Annotated in this window: 23 protein-coding genes; 5 read left to right on the top strand and 18 right to left on the bottom strand. The window is 41.2% G+C overall.

The window, feature by feature from the left end; genetic code table 11:
- Positions 1-24 precede the first annotated feature (24 nt).
- The 4 genes from AC4J95_RS13490 to AC4J95_RS13475 all read right to left on the bottom strand — a co-directional run bounded on the left by AC4J95_RS13490 (position 25) and on the right by AC4J95_RS13475 (position 2,936).
- Positions 25-762: an MBL fold metallo-hydrolase gene (locus AC4J95_RS13490; RefSeq protein ID WP_494550332.1), complete on the bottom strand. Its 738-nt coding sequence runs from the start codon at positions 760-762 to the stop codon at positions 25-27.
- The gene (locus AC4J95_RS13485) at positions 759-1,532 is read right to left on the bottom strand and encodes a DUF975 family protein (RefSeq protein ID WP_494550331.1); all 774 of its coding nucleotides are present in this window, start codon (positions 1,530-1,532) and stop codon (positions 759-761) included. The genes AC4J95_RS13490 and AC4J95_RS13485 overlap by 4 nt, the downstream gene beginning before the upstream one ends.
- 88 nt (positions 1,533-1,620) lie before the next feature.
- Positions 1,621-1,788: a hypothetical protein gene (locus tag AC4J95_RS13480; RefSeq protein ID WP_494550330.1), complete on the bottom strand. Its 168-nt coding sequence runs from the start codon at positions 1,786-1,788 to the stop codon at positions 1,621-1,623.
- Positions 1,789-1,856: 68 nt separating this feature from the next.
- Entirely contained in the window at positions 1,857-2,936 is a 1,080-nt protein-coding gene (locus AC4J95_RS13475; RefSeq protein ID WP_494550329.1) for a M42 family metallopeptidase, read from the bottom strand.
- A gap of 125 nt (positions 2,937-3,061) precedes the next feature.
- Here AC4J95_RS13475 and AC4J95_RS13470 point away from each other — a divergent pair, with 125 nt between their 5' ends.
- Positions 3,062-3,472 carry an NUDIX domain-containing protein gene (locus tag AC4J95_RS13470; protein WP_494550328.1) on the top strand — a complete coding sequence of 137 codons (411 nt, stop codon included), beginning with the start codon at positions 3,062-3,064 and terminating at the stop codon, positions 3,470-3,472.
- A 45-nt stretch (positions 3,473-3,517) separates the two neighbouring features.
- Here AC4J95_RS13470 and AC4J95_RS13465 read toward each other — a convergent pair whose 3' ends face one another.
- Genes AC4J95_RS13465 through AC4J95_RS13455 form a run of 3 tightly spaced genes read right to left on the bottom strand, consistent with a single transcriptional unit; the run spans position 3,518 to position 6,757 of the window.
- The gene (locus AC4J95_RS13465) at positions 3,518-4,690 is read right to left on the bottom strand and encodes an ABC transporter permease (protein ID WP_494550327.1); all 1,173 of its coding nucleotides are present in this window, start codon (positions 4,688-4,690) and stop codon (positions 3,518-3,520) included.
- The gene (locus AC4J95_RS13460) at positions 4,677-5,813 is read right to left on the bottom strand and encodes an ABC transporter permease (protein ID WP_494550326.1); all 1,137 of its coding nucleotides are present in this window, start codon (positions 5,811-5,813) and stop codon (positions 4,677-4,679) included. The genes AC4J95_RS13465 and AC4J95_RS13460 overlap by 14 nt, the downstream gene beginning before the upstream one ends.
- Before the next feature lie 11 nt (positions 5,814-5,824).
- Positions 5,825-6,757: an ABC transporter ATP-binding protein gene (locus AC4J95_RS13455; protein WP_494550325.1), complete on the bottom strand. Its 933-nt coding sequence runs from the start codon at positions 6,755-6,757 to the stop codon at positions 5,825-5,827.
- A gap of 163 nt (positions 6,758-6,920) precedes the next feature.
- On the opposite strand from AC4J95_RS13455, the gene AC4J95_RS13450 reads away from it, so the two are divergent.
- On the top strand, positions 6,921-8,021 hold the full coding sequence (locus tag AC4J95_RS13450) for a sensor histidine kinase (RefSeq protein ID WP_494550324.1): 1,101 nt from the start codon (positions 6,921-6,923) through the stop codon (positions 8,019-8,021).
- Positions 8,022-8,052: 31 nt separating this feature from the next.
- Positions 8,053-8,676 (top strand): response regulator, encoded by a 624-nt coding sequence (locus AC4J95_RS13445; RefSeq protein ID WP_494550323.1) that lies wholly within the window; start codon positions 8,053-8,055, stop codon positions 8,674-8,676.
- 100 nt (positions 8,677-8,776) lie between these two features.
- Here the strand turns inward: AC4J95_RS13445 and AC4J95_RS13440 are convergent, their stop codons facing one another.
- The 8 genes from AC4J95_RS13440 to AC4J95_RS13405 form a co-directional block, all read right to left on the bottom strand.
- Positions 8,777-9,901: a DUF2922 family protein gene (locus AC4J95_RS13440; protein WP_494550322.1), complete on the bottom strand. Its 1,125-nt coding sequence runs from the start codon at positions 9,899-9,901 to the stop codon at positions 8,777-8,779.
- Between the two features lie 397 nt (positions 9,902-10,298).
- Positions 10,299-11,564: a D-alanyl-lipoteichoic acid biosynthesis protein DltD gene (dltD, locus tag AC4J95_RS13435; RefSeq protein ID WP_494550321.1), complete on the bottom strand. Its 1,266-nt coding sequence runs from the start codon at positions 11,562-11,564 to the stop codon at positions 10,299-10,301.
- A complete protein-coding gene (dltC, locus tag AC4J95_RS13430) occupies positions 11,564-11,797 on the bottom strand; it encodes a D-alanine--poly(phosphoribitol) ligase subunit DltC (protein ID WP_088933251.1) in 234 nt (77 codons plus the stop codon). The genes dltD and dltC overlap by 1 nt, the downstream gene beginning before the upstream one ends.
- 48 nt (positions 11,798-11,845) lie before the next feature.
- The gene (gene dltB / locus AC4J95_RS13425; protein ID WP_494550320.1) at positions 11,846-13,066 is read right to left on the bottom strand and encodes a D-alanyl-lipoteichoic acid biosynthesis protein DltB; all 1,221 of its coding nucleotides are present in this window, start codon (positions 13,064-13,066) and stop codon (positions 11,846-11,848) included.
- The gene (dltA, locus tag AC4J95_RS13420; protein ID WP_494550319.1) at positions 13,066-14,577 is read right to left on the bottom strand and encodes a D-alanine--poly(phosphoribitol) ligase subunit DltA; all 1,512 of its coding nucleotides are present in this window, start codon (positions 14,575-14,577) and stop codon (positions 13,066-13,068) included. Before dltA ends, dltB begins: the two co-directional genes overlap by 1 nt.
- Before the next feature lie 44 nt (positions 14,578-14,621).
- Positions 14,622-14,771 (bottom strand): teichoic acid D-Ala incorporation-associated protein DltX, encoded by a 150-nt coding sequence (locus AC4J95_RS13415; protein ID WP_316401036.1) that lies wholly within the window; start codon positions 14,769-14,771, stop codon positions 14,622-14,624.
- Between the two features lie 225 nt (positions 14,772-14,996).
- The gene (locus AC4J95_RS13410) at positions 14,997-17,009 is read right to left on the bottom strand and encodes an FtsX-like permease family protein (RefSeq protein ID WP_494550318.1); all 2,013 of its coding nucleotides are present in this window, start codon (positions 17,007-17,009) and stop codon (positions 14,997-14,999) included.
- Entirely contained in the window at positions 16,999-17,766 is a 768-nt protein-coding gene (locus tag AC4J95_RS13405) for an ABC transporter ATP-binding protein (RefSeq protein WP_494550317.1), read from the bottom strand. Before AC4J95_RS13405 ends, AC4J95_RS13410 begins: the two co-directional genes overlap by 11 nt.
- Positions 17,767-18,187: 421 nt before the next feature.
- Between AC4J95_RS13405 and nrdD the strand changes: the two genes are divergently transcribed.
- Together nrdD and nrdG are read left to right on the top strand one after the other, a co-directional pair.
- Positions 18,188-20,377 (top strand): anaerobic ribonucleoside-triphosphate reductase, encoded by a 2,190-nt coding sequence (gene nrdD / locus AC4J95_RS13400; protein ID WP_494550316.1) that lies wholly within the window; start codon positions 18,188-18,190, stop codon positions 20,375-20,377.
- A gap of 98 nt (positions 20,378-20,475) precedes the next feature.
- Positions 20,476-21,078, top strand: coding sequence for an anaerobic ribonucleoside-triphosphate reductase activating protein (gene nrdG / locus AC4J95_RS13395; RefSeq protein ID WP_494550315.1), 603 nt, complete (start codon positions 20,476-20,478; stop codon positions 21,076-21,078).
- On the opposite strand, the gene dinB is transcribed toward nrdG, so the two are convergent.
- The 3 genes from dinB to AC4J95_RS13380 form a co-directional block, all read right to left on the bottom strand.
- Complete coding sequence (gene dinB / locus AC4J95_RS13390; RefSeq protein WP_494550314.1) at positions 21,070-22,200, bottom strand: DNA polymerase IV; 1,131 nt, start codon at positions 22,198-22,200, stop codon at positions 21,070-21,072. The two genes, nrdG and dinB, sit on opposite strands and share 9 nt — an antisense overlap.
- 213 nt (positions 22,201-22,413) lie before the next feature.
- Entirely contained in the window at positions 22,414-22,944 is a 531-nt protein-coding gene (locus tag AC4J95_RS13385; protein ID WP_316401042.1) for a type II toxin-antitoxin system Phd/YefM family antitoxin, read from the bottom strand.
- A gap of 171 nt (positions 22,945-23,115) precedes the next feature.
- Positions 23,116-24,150, bottom strand: coding sequence for a helix-turn-helix domain-containing protein (locus AC4J95_RS13380; RefSeq protein ID WP_494550313.1), 1,035 nt, complete (start codon positions 24,148-24,150; stop codon positions 23,116-23,118).
- Positions 24,151-24,269 lie beyond the last annotated feature (119 nt).

Below are 24,269 nucleotides of genomic sequence, written 5' to 3'. Positions count from 1 at the left end.
TCCTTATTATGAAATGAATTTTTCTTAAATCTCGAACACTTTATGTGGCTGAGCCAACTCAACAGGAATTCCTGCACTCGCAGCTGTGGCCTGTTGACGTAATTCTTCCAAATCGCCATGCTGCGGCAAATGAGTCAAGACTAACTTTTTGACTGACGCATCTTTTGCAAAAGTACCAGCTTCCCCTGCGGTAAAGTGCGCTTTATGCCGTTCGTTGCCATCAAATAGATACGTATCCGCTAAAAACAGATTGGCTTCTTTAGCAAACTCATTGAAGGTTTCCAAATAGCCGGAATCTCCTGTGAAGACAAAGACAGCTCCAGTTTTTTCTTCCACAAAGCGCATCGCATAGCAAGGTACTGGATGAATCGTCTTCATAAACGTAACAAGAAACGGTCCAAGTTTCAATTCTTCTGCTTCAAAGTAGGCATGTCCCTCGGTGACGCCTTCCATCGTCAAATCATTGAAATGAAACTCATCTTCCGTGTGCCCATAGATTGGTAGGATTGGCTTCGGTGTTTGAGTCGGATACAGCTGCCAATAATATTGTAAGACACCTAAATCGGCAATATGATCGTGATGATAATGAGTCAAGATCACCGCATCCAAATCTAATGGATCAAGTTCTTTTTCTAATTCAACAAGTGTTGAGCTGCCAGCATCCAATAACAAATTAAAGCCATCAGCTTGCAGCAGATAACTGGTGGTTCCCTGACCTTCATAAGGATACGCGCCCAAACAACCGAGAACGGTCAATTTCATGCTAATTCCCCCTGATCAATCTTTTCCTTCAAGGCTTGGTCATAAAAGGCTGCGCTTGCAGTATTCACGTAGACTGCCACGAAAAGCAGACCCACGATTAATGCAACAAAGCCTAAGATATACCAGCCGATGAATGACAATTGTAATAAGATATATTTCCCCCAGCGATCCTTCAATAATGACCATGCACGTTTGATACAATCTCCCACGCTAAGATCTGGATAATCAAATTTCACCCAAACAGCGAATTTGAAAATGATGCTGATAATAGTCGTTGCAAGTAAGAAGGCCAAAGTTAAAACAACATAAAGTCCTAATACGCCTATGTTCAACAATGCAGAAACATTGGACGTACTGGTAACCCCGCCTGTTGAAATCAATGAGAAGTAAACACTACTTCCAGCTTGCAGCAGTAAGGGAATAAAAAAGATGGCCGCTAATACGTATTGCACGATTTGCGCAAGAATATTGATCAGCATCAAGGGCACATAATAGCCCTGTTGAAAGACGACAAAAATTTGTCCTAATTCCGCTCTGCCGCCTCGCACAACATACAAACTGATGTAATAAAGCGCATAGCTGAAAGCAAAAGTCACCAGAATACTCAATAAGAATGAGATTCCTAATTGAAGATTCGTATTATTGGTCATCGTTGAAACATTCCCGATCGCTCCGGTTAATAAGCCAACAATCACCACTAATCCTACATTGATCCCCCATTGATCCTTTAATCGATCTTTGGCAGTTTGACGATATTCACTAAGACGCATAAAATCACTTCTCCATCCTCTTCTGATTTGCTTACTGAAGAACCTTTTCCAATTACTACGGTCGAAAAAGCTCGGCAGCTTTTGTTAGCTATTGTTGCAATGCTTCTATTTCTTTTGTTAACTGCTGTATTTTCTCTTCAACTCGTTTTGCTTCAAGCCCAAGCGAGACATTCGCACAGTTAAGCCGTTTAAATGTTTTCAACTCTTTCTTTAAATGATCCAATTCAGTACGTTTTGTATCTATCTTTGTATTCAAATCACATTTCTCCTTTGACATGAACCAACGGACATAAAACAAACAACGTCTTGCTCCGGCTGAAGGATCTAGTAATTCTTGATCTCTCCCACCGTATCGTAATCTAAACGAGCAACGACTTCAGTAACCAATTTGACTGTATTGAAATAATCATCTTCATGGATGACCGACGTATGTGAATGCAAATAACGTACCGGCACCGTGATGGCTAACGATGGCACACCATCGCGGGTCAGATGCATTTGTCCCGCATCTGTTCCGCCGCCGGCAATCACCGTGTATTGGAATGGAATATCTAATTCTTCGGCAACATCAATCACGAAATCCAATAGCTTTTTATGAGGCACCATTGATGCGTCGTAGATCAAAATTTGTGGTCCTTTTCCAAGAACTGAATCTGCCTCTTTCGGAGTCATTCCAGGAGTATCACCTGCTGTACCTGTATCCAAAGCAAAAGCGATATCGGGATTTACGATATGAGAACTTGTTCTTGCCCCCCGCAGCCCAACTTCTTCTTGCACATCACTGCCGGCAAACAGTACATTATGATGTTCACGTTTTGATAGGTTTTCTAGGACACGTAGAGCCACAGCCGTTCCGATGCGATTGTCCCAAGCCTTCGCCAACAAGAATTTTGAATCATTCATTCGTTGGTATTGGATATAGGGCGTCACCATATCGCCAGGGCGGATGCCCCATTCTTTGGCCTCATCGGCACTTGTCGCACCAATATCGATAAACATATCTTTGATTTCAAATGGACGTTTACGCGCTTCCGGTGTCAACACATGAGGTGGTTTTGAACCAATCACACCATGGATAATTTTTCCTTTGCGGGTCTTTATCTCAACCTGCTGCGCCAGCATTACTTGATTCCACCAGCCGCCGATCGTTTGAAATTCTAGAAACCCTTTTTCTGTGATCTTTGTGACCATGAAGCCGACTTCATCCAAGTGACCCGAGATGAAAACTTTTGGTCCGCCACCGCCACCATGTTTCGCAATGACGCTGCCTAAACCATCAAAGAAAATATCGTCAGAAAATTCCTTCGCATAGCTTTTGAAAACCTCTCTGACTTCGTCTTCATTGCCAGCGATGCCGCGCGCAGAAGTTAAATCAATCAATAATTGCTCTTCCTTTTTCTCCACTATTACTCCTCCTAAAAATGCTACTACATAAAAATAAGGGCAGTACCCTTTTTCGTTCTTAAATTAGTATACCATTGTCAAAAAAATCTGCGTAGTATGTTGTATAATCACTACGAGGTGATCAAATGGCACGTTTATTGGCAATTGAATTAACCATGATGGTAATGATCGAAAATGAATTAGGAGAAGTCTTGGTTCAAGATCGGAGGAAAAGAGATTGGCCCGGCTGGACTTTCCCTGGCGGACATGTGGAAAAAGAGGAGGGCAGTTATACCGCGGCAGTACGGGAGATCAAAGAAGAAACTGGGTATACAACTCACCCAATCCTGCAAGGCACAGCTGAGTGGAATAACATAAACAAGGAAACCCGCGAACTAGCTTTTCTCTACACTGCAAAAGTCGAAAAGCAAGCTGTTTCCGATAATCTTTTTTGGATCCAAAAAAAAGAGCTAAAAACACAAAAATTAGCCGGAACCTTAAATGAGCTACTGCCGATCTTTTTCGGCGACGAACAGCAATTCTACTTTGAAGTATAAAAAATCAGCGTATCCAAATTCAGATTTGGACACGCTGATCTTTTACTATGCGTGAGCCTTTTTCAATGACCACGCCCCTTTTTCCCGCATCGTAATCATGTGGATTACCCAGAATGCTGCGGCAAATGCTAGCAGAACGCCAGAGTTAAATAAAAATTTATCCAAAAAGTGTTGATTGAAATTCATGGTTTTTCCGATTAGCTCATTGTTTTGGGCGAACCAATAAGTTGGTGTAAATGCCGCTACTTTGTTGACCATATCTGGTAAAAACTGACTCGGGACAAAGACCCCGCCGACAAAACAGCTACCCATGATGAAGATATTGTTGATCCCCGTGATCGCGTCTTCATTTTGCATGACACTAGTTATCATTACCGAAAAGCTGATAACCGCAATGAAAAATGCCACCGTATTTAATGCGAAATAGCCCGTGACGTGGTCTAAACTCCCCTGAGTAATGAATACTACGAAGGCCAAAAACAGGATCAAGCAAAAGACCGAGTAAATTAAATTACCAATCGAAATCTTCCGAGACAGTTTGCGGCGAGAAATCGGTGAGCAGCTGTTCCGCCGCCGGATTTCTTCACGATTGAAGGCCAAATTCACCGCAGCATATCCGCTAAAAATCGACATGAACATCCCATAAGCCAATAGATTATAAATTTGTCCAGTCACATTTTGTTTTTTCTTTTTATGATAAGTCGTATCAAAATGTACCTCTGCATCCTTGCTCAAGGTCGACTTTGTTTTATTCAACAGAGCTGTTTGACTTTCTTGCGGCATCTGTTTTTGGTAGGTCAAATAGGTATTGATATAGCTATTGACAGTCGTATCGACTAACGATTTTGAAAATGTTGCAGGTCGGGTCTTACTGGCTAGCTTGACCTGTTCGCCCTTTGCCAATTTTTCGGAGAAATCCTTTGGAATCTCTAAAATGTATTCTACTTCGCCAAAGTACAACGCATCGTCTAATCTTTTTTGAGACGTATCTTTTAATTTAACAATCGTATGTTGTTTGCCTAAATAATCCACAAACTCCTTTTCAATCGCTGAATCATCTTTAGAAAGAATTGCAATTTTCGCACCTGTCAATTCTTCAGCATCTTGGGTTAATTGGCCGGCATAGAAAAAGGTGATCACTCCCATGATAATGACGCCTAATAAAAGGCTGCCTTTTTTCTTTTTTAAAATTTCCAGGATCGCTTTATAAGTGGTCATATTGAACCTTCCTTTCAAAAGAGTAATTTAGCAGGATAAATACAACACCAAACCCAGCTAACCACATCAGATTTATATAGAATGGATTCAACGATTGATAATAGAATAGCTGGTATAAGCTTTCACTAATCAGATTGACGATATTGATCCGACCTAAAAAGGGTAGATTTACATCAATCCAATATTTGATTGATTGAGAGCCCATCATACCAGCTAGGAAACTCATGATCATGGAGATGGAAATACCGATCGAGATCTTTTGCTGAAAATCTAATTTAGACAAGGTATTGCCGATCAAGGTTCCAAAGGAAATGGCGGTGAACGCGCCTAAACCGCAGACAAGTAAAATGTAGTTCCAATGGTCACCGAATTCGACTTGATAAACAAATCGATAGAATAGTAAAATCAATACGGTTTGGACGTAGAATAAGACAAAACTAGCCAGCATATTGGCAGTAGAAACGAATAATTTATTCCGCGGGATCAAACACAGCCGCAGACCCTCTGGCGATTGATTTGCCTGCTGATCGTTCGCATTTCTAAGCCCCCACATAAATCCGTACATGATGGTCATCCCAACTAGGGTAAAGAAATAGAAAGATTTCAGATTAAAATTACCCGTTCCATTGCCATCCTTAACGTAATTTTCTTGCTGAAGCAACTGACTGACCTCTTGAGGCTGAACTTGGCCTGTCGCCATCAGAGTCTCGACTTTATTCGTATTTTGCAGATATTGATTCAGCACTTCTTTTAAAACAGTCTGTTGAGTGTCGCTTTTGCTGACGAACAGCTCGATATTTTTATTATCGAGCTCAAAGTAGCCTGAGATTTTATCATTTGAAAGCTGATTTTGTGCCTTTTTCTTCGTCATTTCTTTGCTTTTAAAGATTACCTTGTCATCCTGCTTGATTTCTTTTAAGACAGCTTCAAAGCGTTCTTGATTTTCCTCGCTTGACGAAACGATCCCTACCGTTGATTGTTCCACTGTCCCAATCTTATCAAGATCACTGAAAGCAAGATTGAATAATAGTCCCAATACGATCGGAAAAGCGAAGGTCCAAAATAGCAAACTGCGGTTTCTCAACAAAACCCGTAGTCGATACGTAAATAAACGAATAAACATTTTAGCTCCTCCTAATCTCTCAATTCTTTTCCAGTAATTTCTAAAAAGACATCATTCAATGTCGCCTCTTGCGTATGGATATTGGCATACATGACTTTTTCAGCTTCGAAATAATTTAAGATCGGCAGCAACGCTTCCTTCAGCTCTTTTGTCGTTACACTTAGATAGCTTTCATCATATGTAACATCAATAATTGATGGGAAAACACCGACTGCTTCGACTTGCTCGCGCGTCAATCCTGGCACTTCAATAATCAGTTTTTCATTCTCACGAACCATGTTCTTCAATTGTTCTTTACTGCCTTCTGCAATGACTTGCCCTTGGTCGATGATGACGATGTGGTTACATAAAATCTCGACCTCTTCTATATAATGGGTCGTATAGACGATTGTCGCACCCTGGCGATTCAACTCTTTGATGCTGTCTAAAATTTTATTCCGACTTTGCGGGTCGACTGCTACAGTTGGTTCATCTAAGAAGATCAGCTCAGGCTTATGCACAATCCCGCAAGCGATATTCAGTCTACGTTTCAACCCACCACTTAGTTGCTTCGGGTAAAATTTGCGAAACTCTTCTAACCCTACCAGTTGGATTACTTCTTCCACGTATTGTTCACGCTTATTTTTGTCTTGAACATACAGACCGCAAAAATATTTGATATTATCCGTGACAGACAACTCTTCAAAAAAAGCAATCTCCTGAGGAACGACACCGATTTTTTGTTTGATGGCATATTTTTCCGGTCCCATTTCTTCTCCGAAAATCTTAATTGAGCCGCGATCAAACGTTAACAACGACAATACACAATTGATGGTCGTTGATTTACCGCTCCCGTTTGGTCCCAGCAACCCTAAGATTTCTCCTTTTTTTACTGATAAGTTCAAATGATTTAATGCGGTGAAGTCACCGTAGCGTTTCACTAAATTTTCGATTTCAATCAACATTTGAAAAACCCCTTTTCCTTTTCTTCTTACATTTACTATAATAAAATTAGAAACTTTCCAGTAGTGAGTTTGCGCCAATCATAAGATGACAAATGTCATTATATGCATAGCGACCGTGACGAAAATCTCTAATCGTTTTTTACGATCATTAAAAGGAGCGGCAATGAAAAATTTAAATAGTTATTGGACGGATTTTTTCTTTTTAGAAATGATCGGCATCCTGTTACTTTTTCAACAAAATTTTCAACAGCAAATGGTGGTCTATCTCTTGGCGAGTATTCTTTTAGCTGGTCCTGCTTTACTGCTCAAAAAGTCGTTAGGACAAGTATTTGGTGTTTTTCCGTTATTGATTCTGAGCTTTTTCTGGCCGACGCTACTCGTTTTTCTGCCGGCAAACTTAAGAATTGCCTGGCGTGAAGAAGTGATTTGGAGCTGGGCACTCATTGTTTTAGTCATCCCCTTGCTTCAAGACGCCTACTCATCCCCTGAACGACTGCTAGTTTTATGCTTAAATTGCTTTGCCATCCTGCTAGCTTGGCGCGGCAAAAAACAAGAAGATATTAGAGAAGCCTTATTGCAGCTGAAGGATGATAGTTGGGAAAAACAAGAGCTGTTAAAACAAAAAAATCACGAGCTGGTGCAGTCGCAGGAAACCTTCATTGATTTGGAGATTTCCGAAGAACGGAATCGAATTGCTCGTGACATCCATGACAATGTTGGTCATTTATTATCCAGTGCCATCATTCAACTAGGAGCGATCGAAGCCATCAATCAGGCAGACAACCTAAAAAAACCGTTGAATCAATTAAAAACAACGATTCATACGGGTATGGACAATATTCGTGAGAGCGTTCATGATCTCCATGAAACTTCTCTCTCTTTCTCAAAGGGGTTAGACTTATTAATAGAAGATTTTCAGTTTTGTGATGTTGAGATTCGGGGAAATATTCCAGAAAAAATGAGTCAAGAACAGGAACGGACATTATTAATGGTTCTGAAAGAAGCCTTCGCTAATGTGATGAAACACAGTAACGCGACGAAAGTTACACTCTCTTTCAATGAATTACCCGCCTTCTATCGCTTGCAGATTCTTGATAATGGAACGCTGACTAAAAAAAGCGGCAAGGGAATTGGTTTGAAAAGTATGCGACAAAGAGTGGAACAAATCGGTGGACAGCTCCATGTCTCCCAGACCCTAGATAACTTTCTAATCCATGTGGTGTTGCCAAAAGATACACACTCGGCTTTTCACAGCATTCACTAATTAAAAAAATATTTAAACGAGGAGGTTTGCCATGATTCACGTTGTCGTCGTTGATGACGATCCGTTAGTAACGGAATCATTGAAAACTATTTTAGAGATATCGGATGAGATCCAAGTTGTAGGCACAGGAAACTCTGCCTCAGAAGCAGTCAAGCTATACCTGCAGGAACGCCCCGATGTTTTGCTAACAGATATTCGTATGGGAGAAAGTACTGGAATTGAAGCGGCAAAGGAAATCTTTAAGCAAGTACCAGATGCTGTGATCCTGTTGCTGACAACTTTTTCCGATGATGAATATATCCGAGAGGCCTTGCAAATCGGTGTCAAAGGTTATTTGATCAAGCAGGATCTTGCTAGTATCGTTCCAGCAATCAAAGCTGTTTACAACGGACAAACCGTGTTTGGGACAGAGATCGTAGGGAAACTAGCCTCGATTTTGACAGATCAATCTCCGCGTAAACAATCGACGATCAACTTATCCGAACGGGAAGAAAGCATATTGATCGCTGTTGCCAACGGCAAAAACAACAAAGAGATTGCCCAAGAGTTATTTTTAAGTGAAGGCACCGTACGTAATAATATCAGCCAACTGCTGGAGAAATTAGAAGTCCGTGATCGAACACAATTGGCGATCTTCTATTATAAGCACTATTAATAAAACTACCGTCGGAACCTAAGGAGAATTCTTCTACTTAGGTTTTTTTATTAGGTTTATTGGAGGCACGACAAATAGATCGACTGCAGAAGTAGCGGCTTTACTTCCTTTTCTTTTTATTTTTTCTGCCGTTCTTATTATTCTTATTTTTACTGCTGCCTTTTTGAATATTATTCCCTCTATTTTCAATCACAGATTGGGCGTAAGCTTGTTTCGCTGTTAGCCGTTTGCGCTTTTTAGGTTTCTTTTGATCCGTGGCCGGTGGATCAGAAACCCCAGTTGAACTCTTCGATTGGGAACTATCATTTAACGCTGGTTGTGGCGAGTTCGAGTCTATCACAGGCTCCAATATTGGCTCTTGCATTTCTACATCTTCATCCGACTGCGTCACTTCCGATTCTTGTTCAGTAAAGACTACATGAACATCTTGCAAACTAACCACATCTGGATGACCCACTCGGATCATGGCTAATAGCTCCTTTTCGCTTAAGGCTTCAGGATCAAAGCTTTCTGAGACAACGATTTCTATCGTCTTCCTTTCTCTTGATTCGGATACCAAATTTTGAACAGATTCCACCTGTGACTCGTCTTGCACTTCCTCTTCGTCTAACGTCTCTATTGTTCCTGGACGATTCGCTTTAACAAGCGTCATAAAGCGCCTTACGCCAGTAGCGGTTTCAAAAAGATCCACGGTTGTCATGATTTCTAGAATTTTATTGATTTCTGCTTTTGATCGCCTTTCGTCCGCATCTCGGAGCGTCAGGGTATGTTTTTTCCCGGCAGCATCTTCAAACACTGAGACTAGACGAATGGTATGATCCGGGTTCTTGACTTCATTTGTCCCTAGAGTATCTAAAATTTTTTTATATGAACGAGTTTCCTCGGATAAGCGATAATATTCCTTCTTATCTGCAAATAAGCGGCGGATAACTTTATCCCAATCGCCTCTTTTTTTGAAATAATCTTCAAAATAAGTACAGTATTTCCGCATCACGTCATTAGGTCCGGCCGTCATGAATAAATCACAGATTAGCTCTCTACAGAGAAACGAAAAGTCCGTTGTGACAAGGGCATTTCGCATCATGGTAATAACGAGATATTTGATGACAGATGACACATCTTGAGAAAATTCGAAATAACTGATGATTTTGGCTTCAAGTGTACTGGGCTTCATGCCTAGTAACTGTCTCTGAGATAGTGGTGTTTTCTGCTCTTTTGCTTTCATGTAAATCCGCTCCTTCTTTTCCAACAATGTATGCGTTTTATTTCTTCAAAAAAATCATAACGCTAGATGCTAGAATTGGCGAGATTTTAATTAAGCGATGCTAGAAGCCAAATAAAAAAGAACACATTTTGCGGCTATTTTTAAATTAAATGGATTTATTAAAAAAAAACAGATCAATCTTCCTGTTTTTCTTCCTTGTTTTACTGATTCTCAAATAAAAAGAACACCGATAAACTGTTGTCGGTCATATCGCTGCTCATTTTTTTGTTTGTGAAACGAATAAATCAGGCGGAAAAATTTCATCATTAAATGATGAAAAAAATCATCCAATTCTTCAGAGTCGTACTTATAAATAAGAAAAGGCAGCCACAAGTTAGAATTGTGACTGCCTCATTTTTTATTTTATTGCTTCTGGATTCATCTCTTGCCATTCTTTGCTTAAGAAATATCGATTATTGATTCGATACTGCTCCACTTGTGATTGATGATCCTTCAAAAATGGTGCGATTTTCTTATCTGCTGCTAACCAGCCCTTCCAGCCTAAGTGGATCGTATCCTGCATGAAATACGGAGTGTTTTGCTGGTTAGAGTAGTCAGCGATATGGTTAAATCCTTGCGAAGTCAATTGATATTTGATCTTAGCAGAGAATTGCTGCAGCATCTCATTTGAAAGCCCAGTGAATTTCGCCCAACGGCCATTGACTGGCGGAATAATAAAGAGCGCGTCACTATGTTTTTTCGCTAATTGATCTAATGCCAATTGAAAATCAGAGAACTCTGGCGAGTAACGATAATCCCATTCCTTTTGCGAATCAGCAAAACGATTCATATGCGGCTTGATCCGTTGTTTATAGAAACGTTGTTGGATACCAAATTCATTTCCCTCAGTTGCCCGTTTTCCTAAACGATCGGCTAAAGTATTCAGTTCACTCTGATTATAATCTTCGGGCAAGGCTTTGACATTTTTATCGATCGCGTCCTGCTTGCTGATCATGCCGATCGTACTGAATAGCTCATCTTCTCTTTCCAGCATATTCAATTTTAGTTTGCTAAAGGCGATGTCGGTCTTGTCTGGCAGATCGCCCTTCATGACCGCATCCAGCATCCGTTCTAAACGATTATCTTTTCTTACCACTCCATAATGGGTCAAACGTTGCGCCAAATATTGATCGCTAACTTGAACCTTTTTTAGATTCAACAGCCAGTTCAAGGTTTGTTCTGGGGAATAGTAGGCATCAAAGTAATCGCGTTTAATGCCGTTTTTAACAAACCACTGTGGTGAAATGATGAAAACGACCTTTCGATCCTTTAGTTCATTTCCCAACGACTGCATCATCATGAATTGTGTTAGTGATTGAGTTCCTGGTGCTCCCATCAAAAAAGGCGTGTAGCCGCGGTCATACTTTTCGGCTAGAACCGAAGGATGGAATGGACTAATCCGGCTCAATTCAGAGGAACCAAAGAACGGTACATAATTATCGGTACTTAGAGCTTCCTTAGTAATACTGTTTCCTCGCAGAACATTTCCCGCCATCGAACTTGAAGCAGCTTTGATCAGCTTTGGATCGTTGCTGTTAATTTTAAACGGTGAAAAAAACAGAAGAACCAATAATACTGCCGCTAAAACAATCGGCCCAAAGATACCGAAGAGTTTCTTTTTCATTAGGCTTGCAAAGCTTTCACTTGTTCAATAATTTTATTCGGTGTGTTCCATTGAGCGCGGTCAAACTCTGAAACAGGAACTTGCACGCCTAATTGACCTTCAATCTCAACCAATAGTTGAACGGTCGCTAAAGAGTCCATCAAGCCTTCTTCAAACAGATCTACCTCTGGATTGTCTCTTACTTCATCCGTTCCTGTGATATCTTCTAAAATACTAAATAATGTGTCTTCCATGTTACTCGCTCCATTTCGTGTTTTATATTTAAGTAGGTAATTTAATTTTTAACGCCCTAAAAATAAGTTATGAAATAATAACTTATCCAAAAAGCCTGAGAAGATTAAAAAGCTCAAGCAGACGGCATTGAAGGTTAAGAAAATCGCCAATGCGTGGGTAAATTTATTGGATGGAATCTGTTTTTTGTGCTTCTTCTTGAAGCGCAGCCACGCATCGGTTAAACAAATCAAGGCAGCGTGGTAGAATCCATATAAAATATAGTACCAAGTCAAGCCATGCCATACGCCCATGATCAAGAATAAGGCAAAGTAGCCAACATTTGACGCTACGATCCGGCTCTTGAAGGTTTTCTTTTTGATCAAGGTGAACATCAAGCGCATATAGATGTAGTCACGGAACCAGAAGGACAAGGTCATATGCCAACGATTCCAGAATTCCTTGATGTTCCAAGATAAGAACGGCTTGTTAAAGTTTGGCGGTGTTTCGTATCCCATCAGTTTGCTGGTACCAACCGCAAACAAACTATAACCGGCAAAATCGAAGAACAAGTACATGCTGTAAACATACATATACCCGACTAAGCCCCAAGAGATTCCGCCATGCTGCATCGCCATGCGATCAACAATTGGCAGCAGAACTTGACCGAAGTAATAGCCGATCACGAATTTATATAAAAAGCCGACAAAAATATCATGGACACCGGCACCTAATAGGTCCACGTATTTTTCTGGTGCAGGCGGTTCCTTTAAATCCTTCTCAAAGCGACGATAACGGTCAATCGGACCTGAAGAGATTGTTGGGAAGAACAGCAGGAACTTAATATAGTTCAGCGGACTGTATTCCTTGATCATGCCGTCCCGCATTTCCATGATGATCTGAACCGATTTAAATGTTAAATAGGAAATTCCAAGAAATCCAACGATTGAATTTTGACCATCTAGAAAGGGTGTCACCTTGACTAGAAACAACGGTACGATACTTAAAAAGACCGCGAAGTAAAAGACTCCAGCTTGATTCTTGTTCTTACGATAGTGGTTGTAGCACCAAACTAAAATACTTTGGAAGATCACATAACCAATCAGCGCCAATCCTTGACGATAATCTTTTCCACCAAAGGAAATGTAAAGAAAGAACAGCGTGATCAGTGATTGATACCAGCCGATTCGTTTGCCCCGTATCAGCAAACTTAAGATCAGCGGCAGCAAGGTCACAAACAAAATAATGAAATAAGTCGGTGACGCATAAGGCACCATGTGAGGGATCAGCATCAGCTATTCACCTCGTTGATTAGTCTCTTGCGGTCAATCTTGCCATTCGCTGTCAGCGGCAATTGATCTACATACACAAATTTTTGCGGAATCATATACTCCATAACGCCTTCTGCCAATCCTTCTTTGACTGCTTTCGTTAACTGATAGGCTTTTTCGAACTCGTTGTCGTTGGCAACGACATAGGCGACGAGTTGTTGGACTTTGTGATCTTGATATTTCGGAACAACGATCGCTTGCTTTACATAAGAAACCTTTTCCAAATGATGATCGATGTCTTCCAATTCGATTCGGAAGCCGTGCAGCTTCACTTGAAAGTCAATTCGACCCTCATATAACAGCAACCCGTCGTCCTGAAGACGGCCGGCATCGCCAGTGTGATACGCTGGAACACCGTCGATTTCAAAGAAGGCCGCTGCGGTTTTTTCTGGATTGTTCATATACCCTTTGGAGACGCTTGGACCTTTGATAATGATCTCGCCGGAAGCGCCCTTTTCTGCTACTTGATCTTCGTCGTAGATTAATACTTCCGTATCTTCCTTGATGTAGCCAATCGGCACACGATCATATTTTTCCAATACCTCGGCTGTCACTTCAATTTGCGTCATGGCAACTGTTGCTTCAGTTGGGCCATAAGTATTGAAGACTTTCGCATTCGGGAAGCGCCGCAGTAATTCTTCGGCTGTCTTACGTGGTAGCTCTTCGCCGCAGAATTGGAAGATTTTCAAAGAAGGAACATGCTCACCGTCAAAGGTCTTTTCCATTAAACAAATATCCATGAATGACGGTGTTGAAACCCAAACCTCCAAATCTAACTTCGGCAGAAAGCTGAATAACTTCTTGAAATCATTGATGACTGTTTTTTCCATTGGTATCAAAGTTCCTCCGCTGCAAAGCGCTGGATAAACACTCATTACAGATAGATCAAAAGAATACGGTGCTTGTGATAAGAAGCGCATCCCTGTTTCGATCCCAAAATCCTTCAAATCCCAATTGACGAAGCTCAGCAGATTCTTATGGCTTATCTGAACACCCTTTGGTACACCAGTCGTACCAGAAGTGAAGATGATATAAAAAGTTTCGTCATCCATGACCGGCTGCAACGCTTCTTTTCCATGTTCTGTTGCGAAGACCTCAGCGAGTTCGGTTGGTGTAACGACCGGAATGTCTACATCAATTTCTTCTGGCCATGGCAAAACACTTAAGACCATCGCTGGCTGTGCTACTTCTAAAATTAATTGAATCCGATCTAGTGGTGTGTTTGATTCGATTGGAATATAGGCATGACCACTTTTAGCGGCTCCTAAGAAGCTGGCGATCATTTCAAATTCCAATTCACCAAAGACGACGATCGGTGTCTTCGCTGCTGCGTTTTTGTTCAAATACTGAGCCAAGTTATCAGACCATTGACTCAAGGTCTGATAACTGAACTCTTCTGTTTCTGATTGATACGCAATCGCCTCTGGAATTTTCTTTGCCCATTGGTCGATTGCTGTGATGATATTTTGCATGATTGTCCCCCCGTTCAGTTCAAGAACGAACTCTTTTCAATCCCTTAAAATTCGTTATAGATAAAATTACCGCCTTGGATACTCTTGTAATGGTATAAGTAAACTAAAATCAAAAGGACGGCAAAGTAGAAAAGCGTCTTTCCAATAAAGCTTAACCAGTAACGAGTAGCCGGGCGTTTAAAGTATTCCTTCATTCGATCGCCCTCTCCTTTATTTAGTATTCATTATAGGAGCTTGCCGAAAATCTACCATTTCTTCCTCTTACATAGAACGCTTTCAAACGAACAGTTTTGTCACATACCCAAAACAAAGGAATATCTGTTTGGTATAGTTGAAATCAAACTGGATAACTAAAAAAAGAGTTGCCTTATTGCGAAACACACAATAAGACAGCTCTTTTTTGAAAAAATCTTTAACTTCTATAAAACCTTCTTCTGATAAACGCAGGTTGCCCAATAGAACAACGCATAGACTATCAGCATCAAGCCGCAAAACAGATAAACAAACCCATAATTAGCATCTTTGGCAATGTGAGAGATGACCGAGATGGCTAACACACTATGGATCAAAGCTAAAATCGCCGGAATGAAGAAAACGACTCGATTCTCGCGCTTGATTTCTTGATAGATCGTTTTATCTGGAATCCCCATTTGCCGCAACAAGCTGTATTTTTTCCGCTTTTGCTTGAACTCAGAGAGCTGTCGCAAAGTTACCATGCTGGCTGTTGCAATAATGAAGGTCGCAGTCACAAAGGTCACTACGAATAGAACCAGCCCCATACTGCTGCGAGTCGCTCGATAGACTTCTTGACGAGAGCTATATTCCGATCGATAAATCGTTGAACCATCTTTTTTCGTTCCTTCCCCTTCAGTAATATTCCCGACAATCTGATTGTTTTTCCAGGAAAGATCATAATGGATCGGATAGTCCCAATCTCCTTTAAGATTTTGGTGAACCAGCTGATTTAGTTGACCCTCAAACGATCGCTCCACATCGATCGCTTCAATAGTATAGTAATGTCCTTGAGTCTCTGCAAAAACTTCATCAGAAACAACGATCATCCCCGTTCCGTACCGCAGGCTAGGATCACCAAAAAAGTTTGGCAAGCTCTTTTGAACAGTCAAGTTCCGATGCTTCAGATAGATTACTTTACTGTAACGAACGTAATCGCTGAAGTAGCGCTGATAAGAACTCAAAACAACCGTCGAATGAGGCGTTTTCAGTTGGATATCCTGCAAGGTCGGATTCACTTTTTGAAAGGCACGATAATCAGAAAGAGAGATCATATCCATGACTTCTGGCTGCGAATTGATTCCTTCGCCAGAAATCTCCACACTTTGCTTAGCGGGAACGGATTTGAAATGCAGGGATTGGCGCTGATAAGGTGTCACGTCTTGTAGCTTGGGGGCAAACTTAGCATAGCTTTCACTGGTAAGCATCAATGAAGCTGGCGCGATTTCATTAACTGAACGCATCTCCAATGAAACGATTGCTGCCATCCCGCCTAAAATTGCTAATGCCAAACCCAGCGCAACGGTGATCGAACCTAAAAACCGCCATTCACTAAATAACCGCAGCTGCCATTCGCTTCTTGATAACATGCCCAAATTTTTATTCAAACGCTTCGGTCGATAAGAATTGTACCAGCGCAGTGTGAAGGCAAAAAACAAATAACTGCCCACTACACAAAATAAAAAGATGAGCAGCATCAATACTGCGTTGCCCTGTAATAAGCCGAAGGAATCACTTGCCCAACGAGCCAGACTAATATAGACCAGCGCCATTCCCCAGCCAGTCAGCAACAGCAAAGCCCCGATGGCTCCCAATAATTTCTGCCAAAGCGGCACCTTCATTGCTTGAATCTTTCGCAGTTGAAGCTTCTTCAAATGGGAGAATTTATAGCCGGATACTAGCCAGAGAATCTGGAATGAAACAACTACCAAAATAAAGAGCACCACTAATCCCGTAGCGACGATCGCGTCGGTTGATAAAAAGAAGTGGACTTGCAATGGCAGATCCATCGCTTTTACTAAAATCATACTAAAAAGCTTGGATAGCAGAACGCCGGCTCCGATCCCGATCATAAATGAAAAAATCCCGATAAAGAAAATTTCCAAAATGAACCAGAGACAGATTTGATAATAATTCAGACCATAGAGATGAAAGATACTGATATCCTTGCGGCGATTCTCGATAAAAAAGCGATTGGTATTCGCCATGAAAAATAGCAAGATCAAAACAACAGCAAAACTGCCGAAACCCAGCATGCCCACCAGCTGCGTATTTTTCCCGGCACTGCGGATCAAGGGCTGCTCATAAGTCATCGCGGTAAAGGAGTAATAGACCATGACCGCAAAAATCAGACTAAAGAAAAATATTAAATAATTCGACAGCTGTTTTTTGAAGCCTCGCCAAACAATACTAATCAGCATTCGCCTTTCCACCTCCGCCGATCGTAGCCTGCATATCGATAACCTTCTCAAAAAAATCCTTCCGAGACGAACGCCGTACGATCTCCGAGAAGAAACGCCCATCCTTGATGAACAAGACTCGATTACAATAGCTTGCTGTGAAAGGATCGTGGGTCACCATTAAGATCGTTGTTTCTTCATGCAAATTGACCTCATCTAAATAATTCAAGAATTCTGTAGCCGCCTTCGAATCCAAAGAACCCGTTGGCTCATCCGCAAATAGAACCAACGGACGACTGATCAAGGCACGAGCTGCTGCCGTCCGCTGCTGCTGTCCGATCGAGATTTCCTCGGGATAGCGCTCCAAAATCTGTTCGATCTTCAAGATCCGCGTTAAGCGCTGGACGCGTTCCTCAATCTCTTCATAAGAAAGCTTGCTGACAGTCAGCGGCAAAATAATATTGTCCTTCACTGTCAGACTATCGATTAAATTGAAGTCCTGGAAAATGAAACCGAGATTTTCCCGTCTAAAATCAGTCAGACGCTTTTCACGCATTTGCGTGATATCCGCGCCATCGATTTTTACTGAACCCATCGTTGGCAATGAAATCGTCGACAGAATATTCATCAAAGTCGTCTTACCGGCTCCGCTAGGTCCCATAATTCCGACAAATTCGCCTTTTTCTACAGTAAAGTTCAAATCATTCAAAACAGTGACCTTATTATTACGTGTGCCGAAGCTTTTACTAAGATGCTGCACATCGATCATTTTTTTCATTGGTTCCTCCCATATTCGTTCTATTTGAATGCCGCAGATCTTACAACTAGAGCTTGTTAGTTATACTAGTCATCTTTCAGTAGAGCACTCAGGTGAAAATTTCAACAAACAATGAAACAAAAACCTATTTTTGATATCCAAAATTTTTTCTTTATGGTATCATATTTGGGGCAGATTCCCATGTGAAACGTCCTTCAATAATCTTACAAATTTTTCACTTTTTCGGTAAAATATTTTTAAGTTATTTTATCTCAAATAGAAGCTTGACCTCATCAGCTTTCTTTCATCTTTCAGTAAACAAACACACTATATATGGTGTGTTTTTCTTTTTTATCCGAAAAAAGATACCATATATCGTTGCAACCACGTCAGAAATACTATATGATTGATAATGAACTTTAGAGGAAATGGAGTGTTTGCAATGATGGAAATCCACACAAAAGATTCGTTAATCAACGAATATCAGCCGTCGCTAAAAAATATTAAGGTCGTAAAACGTGATGGTCGTCACACAGCCTTTGATGATCAAAAAATTTATGATGCTTTGATCAAAGCAGAAACGAAAATTAAAGGATCAGTCGATCCATTGGCTCATGAACGTATCCAGTCAATCGTTGAGCGTGTAGATGCAGAAATTTCTGAACGTTTCACTAGCGATATCAAAATTTATGAAATTCAAAACATTGTGGAGCATATATTATTAGAACACAACGAATATGAATTAGCAGAAGAATATATCAATTATCGGACACGTCGCGACTTCCAACGCAGCAAAGCGACCGATATCAACTTTACGATCGGCAAATTGATCAACAAGGATCAAACTGTCGTGAACGAAAATGCCAATAAGGATAGTGATGTCTTTAACACACAACGCGATTTGACAGCTGGAATCGTTGGCAAATCAATTGGTTTGAAGATGTTGCCGCCGCACGTAGCCAACGCCCATCAAAAAGGTGATATCCATTACCATGATCTGGACTACCATCCATATACCCCGATGACTAACTGCTGTTTGATTGACTTCAAAGGCATGTTGAACAACGGCTTCAAGATCGGAAATGCGGAAGTTGAAAGTCCAAAATCAATCCAAACAGCGACTGCCCAAATCTCGCAAATCATCGCCAACGTGGCATCAAGCCAATACGGCGGATGTTCGGCGGATCGTACTGACGAGCTATTAGCTCCTTTTGCGCGCCTAAATTACGCAAAACACTTAAAAGATGCGGAAGAATGGATCGATGATCCTGAAAAACAAAAAGCTTTCGCAAAACAAAAAACCCGTAAAGACATTTACGATGCAATGCAAAGTTTGGAATATGAAATCAATACTTTATTCACATCAAATGGACAAACACCATTCACTTCTCTAGGCTTTGGTCTTGGAACAGACTGGTTTGAACGTGAAATCCAAAAAGCGATCCTGCAAATTCGCATCGAAGGTCTAGGCAGCGAAAAACGCACAGCGATCTTCCCTAAACTGATCTTTACTTTACGTCGTGGAACAAACTTGAATCCAACTGATCCAAACTACGACATTAAAGAATTGGCTTTAGAGTGCGCAACAAAACGGATGTATCCAGACATCTTGAACTACGATAAATTGATTGAATTAACCGGCAGCTTCAAAGTGCCAATGGGCTGTCGTTCATTCCTGCAAGGCTGGAAAAATGAACAAGGTGAAGAAGTCAATGCGGGTCGCATGAACCTTGGTGTGGTTACGTTGAACTTACCGCGAATCGCGTTAGAGTCTGGCGGCAACAAAGAAAAATTCTGGTCATTATTAGAAGAACGTCTGCAAATCGCAAAAGACGCACTAGTCTTCCGAATCGACCGTTGTAAAGAAGCAACACCGGCAAACGCGCCGATCCTTTATCAATATGGCGCATTCGGCAAACGTTTGAAACGGACGGATGCGGTCAATGAATTGTTCAAAAACAAACGAGCAACGATTTCTCTAGGCTATATTGGTCTTTATGAAGTTGCCAGCGTCTTTTACGGCGGCGAATGGGAAGACAACGCGGAAGCAAAAGACTTCACTATCGACATCATGAAAGACTTGAAGGAACACGCCGATGCATGGGGCAACGAATATGGTTATCACTTCAGTGTTTATTCAACACCAAGTGAAAGCTTGACTGACCGCTTCTGCCGTTTAGATACTGAACGCTTCGGGATCGTTGAAAATATCACGAACAAGGACTACTATACAAATAGTTTCCATTACGATGTTCGTAAAAATCCAACACCGTTTGAAAAATTAGACTTTGAAAAAGACTATCCTAAATATTGCTCTGGCGGCTTCATTCATTATTGTGAATACCCTGTTCTGCAACAAAATCCAAAATCATTGGAAGCTGTTTGGGATTATGGTTACGATCGCATCGCTTATTTAGGAACGAATACACCAATCGATCACTGCTACGAATGCGGCTTCGAAGGCGACTTCAAGCCAACCAAACGCGGCTTTGAATGCCCACAATGCGGCAATCACGATCCAAAATCATGTGATGTAGTGAAACGGACTTGCGGCTACTTAGGAAACCCTCAAGCACGTCCAATGGTTCACGGTCGTCACGAAGAAATCGCCTCACGCGTAAAACATATGTAAAAACGTTCAATGGATCTTGTCCATTGAACCAAACAGAAATACGATTGACAGGGACGGCGCTCTTTGCCGCTCCCTGTTTTACTTGAAAGGGGAAAAATATGCGTAATCCTAAACCCAAAGAATGGCTAGCCAGCGAACTGAGCCAACAATACATCGCTGATTATAAGGCCTTTAACTTTGTCGATGGCGAAGGCGTCCGCAATAGTCTCTATGTTAGCGGCTGTCCCTTTGCCTGCGAAGGCTGCTTCAATGCCGCCTCGCAAAATTTCCATTACGGCAAGCCCTTCACCCAAGAACTAGAAGATCAGTTGATTGCAGATACCGCTCACGATTACGTCCAAGGTGTGACCTTCTTAGGCGGTGAGCCTTTCTTAAATACGCAAGTCTGCTTAAAAATAATCGACCGTCTTCGCGCTGAATTTGGCGATACAAAAGATATCTGGTCATGGAGCGGTTATACCTTTGAAGAACTGCTGCTGGACAGCGAGGACAAACTGGAGATGTTGAGTAAGATTGATATTCTCGTAGATGGCCGTTTTGATCTCTCAAAGAAAAATTTGATGCTGCAATTCCGCGGCAGCTCCAATCAACGAATCATCGATGTTAAAAAGTCATTGGCTCAAGGTGAAGTCGTGATCTGGGAAAAGCTGCACGATTCGGAAAAGGCCTTTGAACAAATTAAAAAGAGCGAACTAATTTGATCGCTCTTCACGTTCTTCCCATAGCGGGAGGACAATATTCTCATACGCAACGGGATCTAGATTGGTCAAGGTAATGCCGACTAATCGGATCCCTTTTTCTACACCGCCGATCTCTTCCCAGATCAAGCTCGCTTGAGAAAACAATTCTTCTTTCTTTTCTATGTAATAAGGAAGCGTGACTCGCCGCGTTACTGTTGTGTAATCCGCATAACGAACTTTCAGGACGACTGTTTTCCCATGACGCTGGACTCGCTTCAGTGAGCTCTCCACCTTCTCCGCCAATTGCCGCAGCTGACTCAATACCTCATCCTCTGTTGATAACGGACGACCATATGTATGTTCCTTGCCAACTGATTTTCGCTCCCGCGTGATACTGACGGGCGAATCGTGGATACCCCGCACCTTTCGATACAAGGAATAGCCCATCTTACCGAACACTTGAATCAGAAACATCTCGCTTTTCTCATACAAATCCGCACCAGTAAAAATACCCAGCTCATTCATTTTCGGAACTGTCTTCTTTCCGACCCCATGAAATTTTTCAATCGGCAACCGCTTCAAGAATACCACTGCTTCTTCCGGTGAGATCACGGTCATTCCCTGCGGTTTTTGATAATCCGAAGCTAGCTTCGCTAAAAACTTATTGTAGCTGACGCCAGATGAACAGGTTAATTGCAGCTCCTGCCAAATATCCTGCTGGATCAAGCGAGCGATCTTAATCGCGGAACGTGCGTTGATCTTATTTTCCGTCACATCAAGATAGGCCTCATCAATGGAGACAGGTTCGATGATATCGGTATAGCGATGAAAAATTTCTCGTACCTGTTTCGAGACCGCACTATATTTGGCATGATCGCCTGGCTTGAAGATCGCCTGAGGGCACAGCTCATAGGCCTTCTGAGCGCTCATAGCAGAATGGATTCCGTAGATGCGCGCCTTGTAATTGGCCGTCGTCACGACGCCTTTGCCGCCCGTATCAGAAGGATGGCGAGCGATTACCAGCGGACGCTTTGCCAATTCAGGATCATCCCGCTCTTCGACAGAAGCAAAAAAGGCATCCATATCGATATGAATAATTTTCCGCGAAGTATCATTTTTCAAGGGAAAAACCAACTCTGCCATCCGGCCCGCCTCCTTTCAACAGTATTGTTACTCTCATTATAACCGAACGTCCGTTCACAGACAATTATTCCTGCTGAAAGTAAGAGGAATTTAAGAGTCCACCTCTGCCATCAATTTTTCAGCATTCTAATGACAAAAAAAGATCTTCTTTTATCACTAGCGATAAAAGAAGATCGTTCAGTTTCATTTTATTCGGTATGAAAAAATTAAGCATCAACGCTCAATCAAATTCACTTTACGGATCATCAGCTTATCAGCAGAACCGCGTTGGAATTCCTGCGGTTCGCCAAAAATTTCGGCATAGATGACTTTATTATGCTCCCGACGACGCAATTGATAAATGATTTTTCCAGTGTCCTCTAGTTCTTTCATCATTTCCGTTACACCGCCAAAGCCGGTTTTTTTTGTGATGAAACCAGTTGCCACCATGCGTTCATCTAAGTAACGGGCTGAAATCACAGACCCCTTCGCCAATGTCGTTCTTAAAGCCGTGGCCAGCTCTTCTAACTCTTCTGGAACCGGTAATTCACGCTCCACCGGTTGATATAAGGTATCTCGTAAAGTATCTAATTCTTCTACCAATGCTTCATATTGTTCTTTTGTCAGCATTACACCGGCAATTTTTTCGCGATTAAAAATATAAACCCCGGTCTCTGCCTTACGAGCTTGAGCAAAAACATCCATTGGAGATTTTTTTACTTCTGTAATCGAAGATGTCGGAACATCTAATTTTCGTAAGCCCATTCTGCTCTCCTCCTACTTTCTAGCCCTTCTGCTAGAAGAACTACCCCTTATTTTCAATTGTTCCCACTCTATCAATCACGTTAGTCATTAAACAACATGCTAAATAGAATGATACTCTTATCGTAGTCCTAATCATTATAGCATAACCTTTCTTGAAGAAAAATCTTCACCTTAGTTTCCACCATCCGATAAAAATGTCTGATACCTTTCTTGAATCAATAGCGAAGATTCTAAGTTGGGCGTCGTTTTAAATGCCACCTGATGGCTTGCAAACACAATATTTTTCAAAGCTAACGCCAGTTCATCTATTCGGCAATTATTCAACATAGATAGTTGTCGTTTTAATTCTTTACTCAAACGTTGATAGTCTGGCGAAACTGGTCCCTGCTGCCATTTTGCATTGAAGAGCGCTATAGGCAGACCTTGGTATATTCCGATAAAAAGATCAAAGAGCTTCACTCTGAATGTATTCTCTAATAGTTCACTTTCCCAAGCAATCGTATCTTCAATAATTCGACTTGCTTTCCTAACTTCCTGATATAAGACAGTTTGGTGCTTTTGATGACAATGATAAAATTCAGTAAACAGCAGAAAATGATAACGCAGATGATCAAAAAAGAAAAAGCCGGCTAGTTGTTCCTGGACATTAAATTTCTCAATGAAACTATTGATCAGCACTTGGTCTGGAAACAACGCTCGGTCAAATGAAGGAGCAGATTGATGCTGATAATATTGCTCCACTTGTTGATAAATTTCCTCTTCTTCAAAATAATAAAAATCTCTCAAGTAACGTAACTGTAGAAATAGAATGATACCTGGATCACCTAGCAATTTACCTGTTCGCCATTTTGCCCAAAGGTTCAAATAAATCAAGTGTCCATTTAACCTTCTTACCTCTGTATACTTCATTTCTGCAGAGGGCAGTCTCCAAAGAAATTGCTTAAAAGGTTGAAGGAGCGGATCCTCGGTCAATATTTTCCGATAAAGCTCAAGGTAATTTGGATACTGTTGTCGATTAATTCGCCACGGTTTATCTTTTATGATATACCCTTTATGCTCTAGTTCACCAATAGAACGTCTGACGGTTTTTATGCTTATTTCTAGTTTTTTAGCCAGTTCTGTTAGCTTATACTGTTCGTCATTCATTAATTCAAGTAGTTTCAAATATCGTTGCGTTTTCTTAGTCATTATAAGTTGCCAAATCATCCTTAGCATCTCCTCTTCTGCTCATTGTAGTTCTTCTAATTTAAAAATATCACAAGTTCTATCGGAGTTTATTCTCAACTTTTTTTCGAAAAAAAAAACATCTGAATACTCAGATGTTT

It is taken from the genome of Enterococcus sp. GPZ-007 (assembly GCF_059374735.1).
The sequence above is the reverse complement of the archived record's forward strand: the minus strand, read 5'-3'. Positions and strand labels throughout refer to the sequence as shown.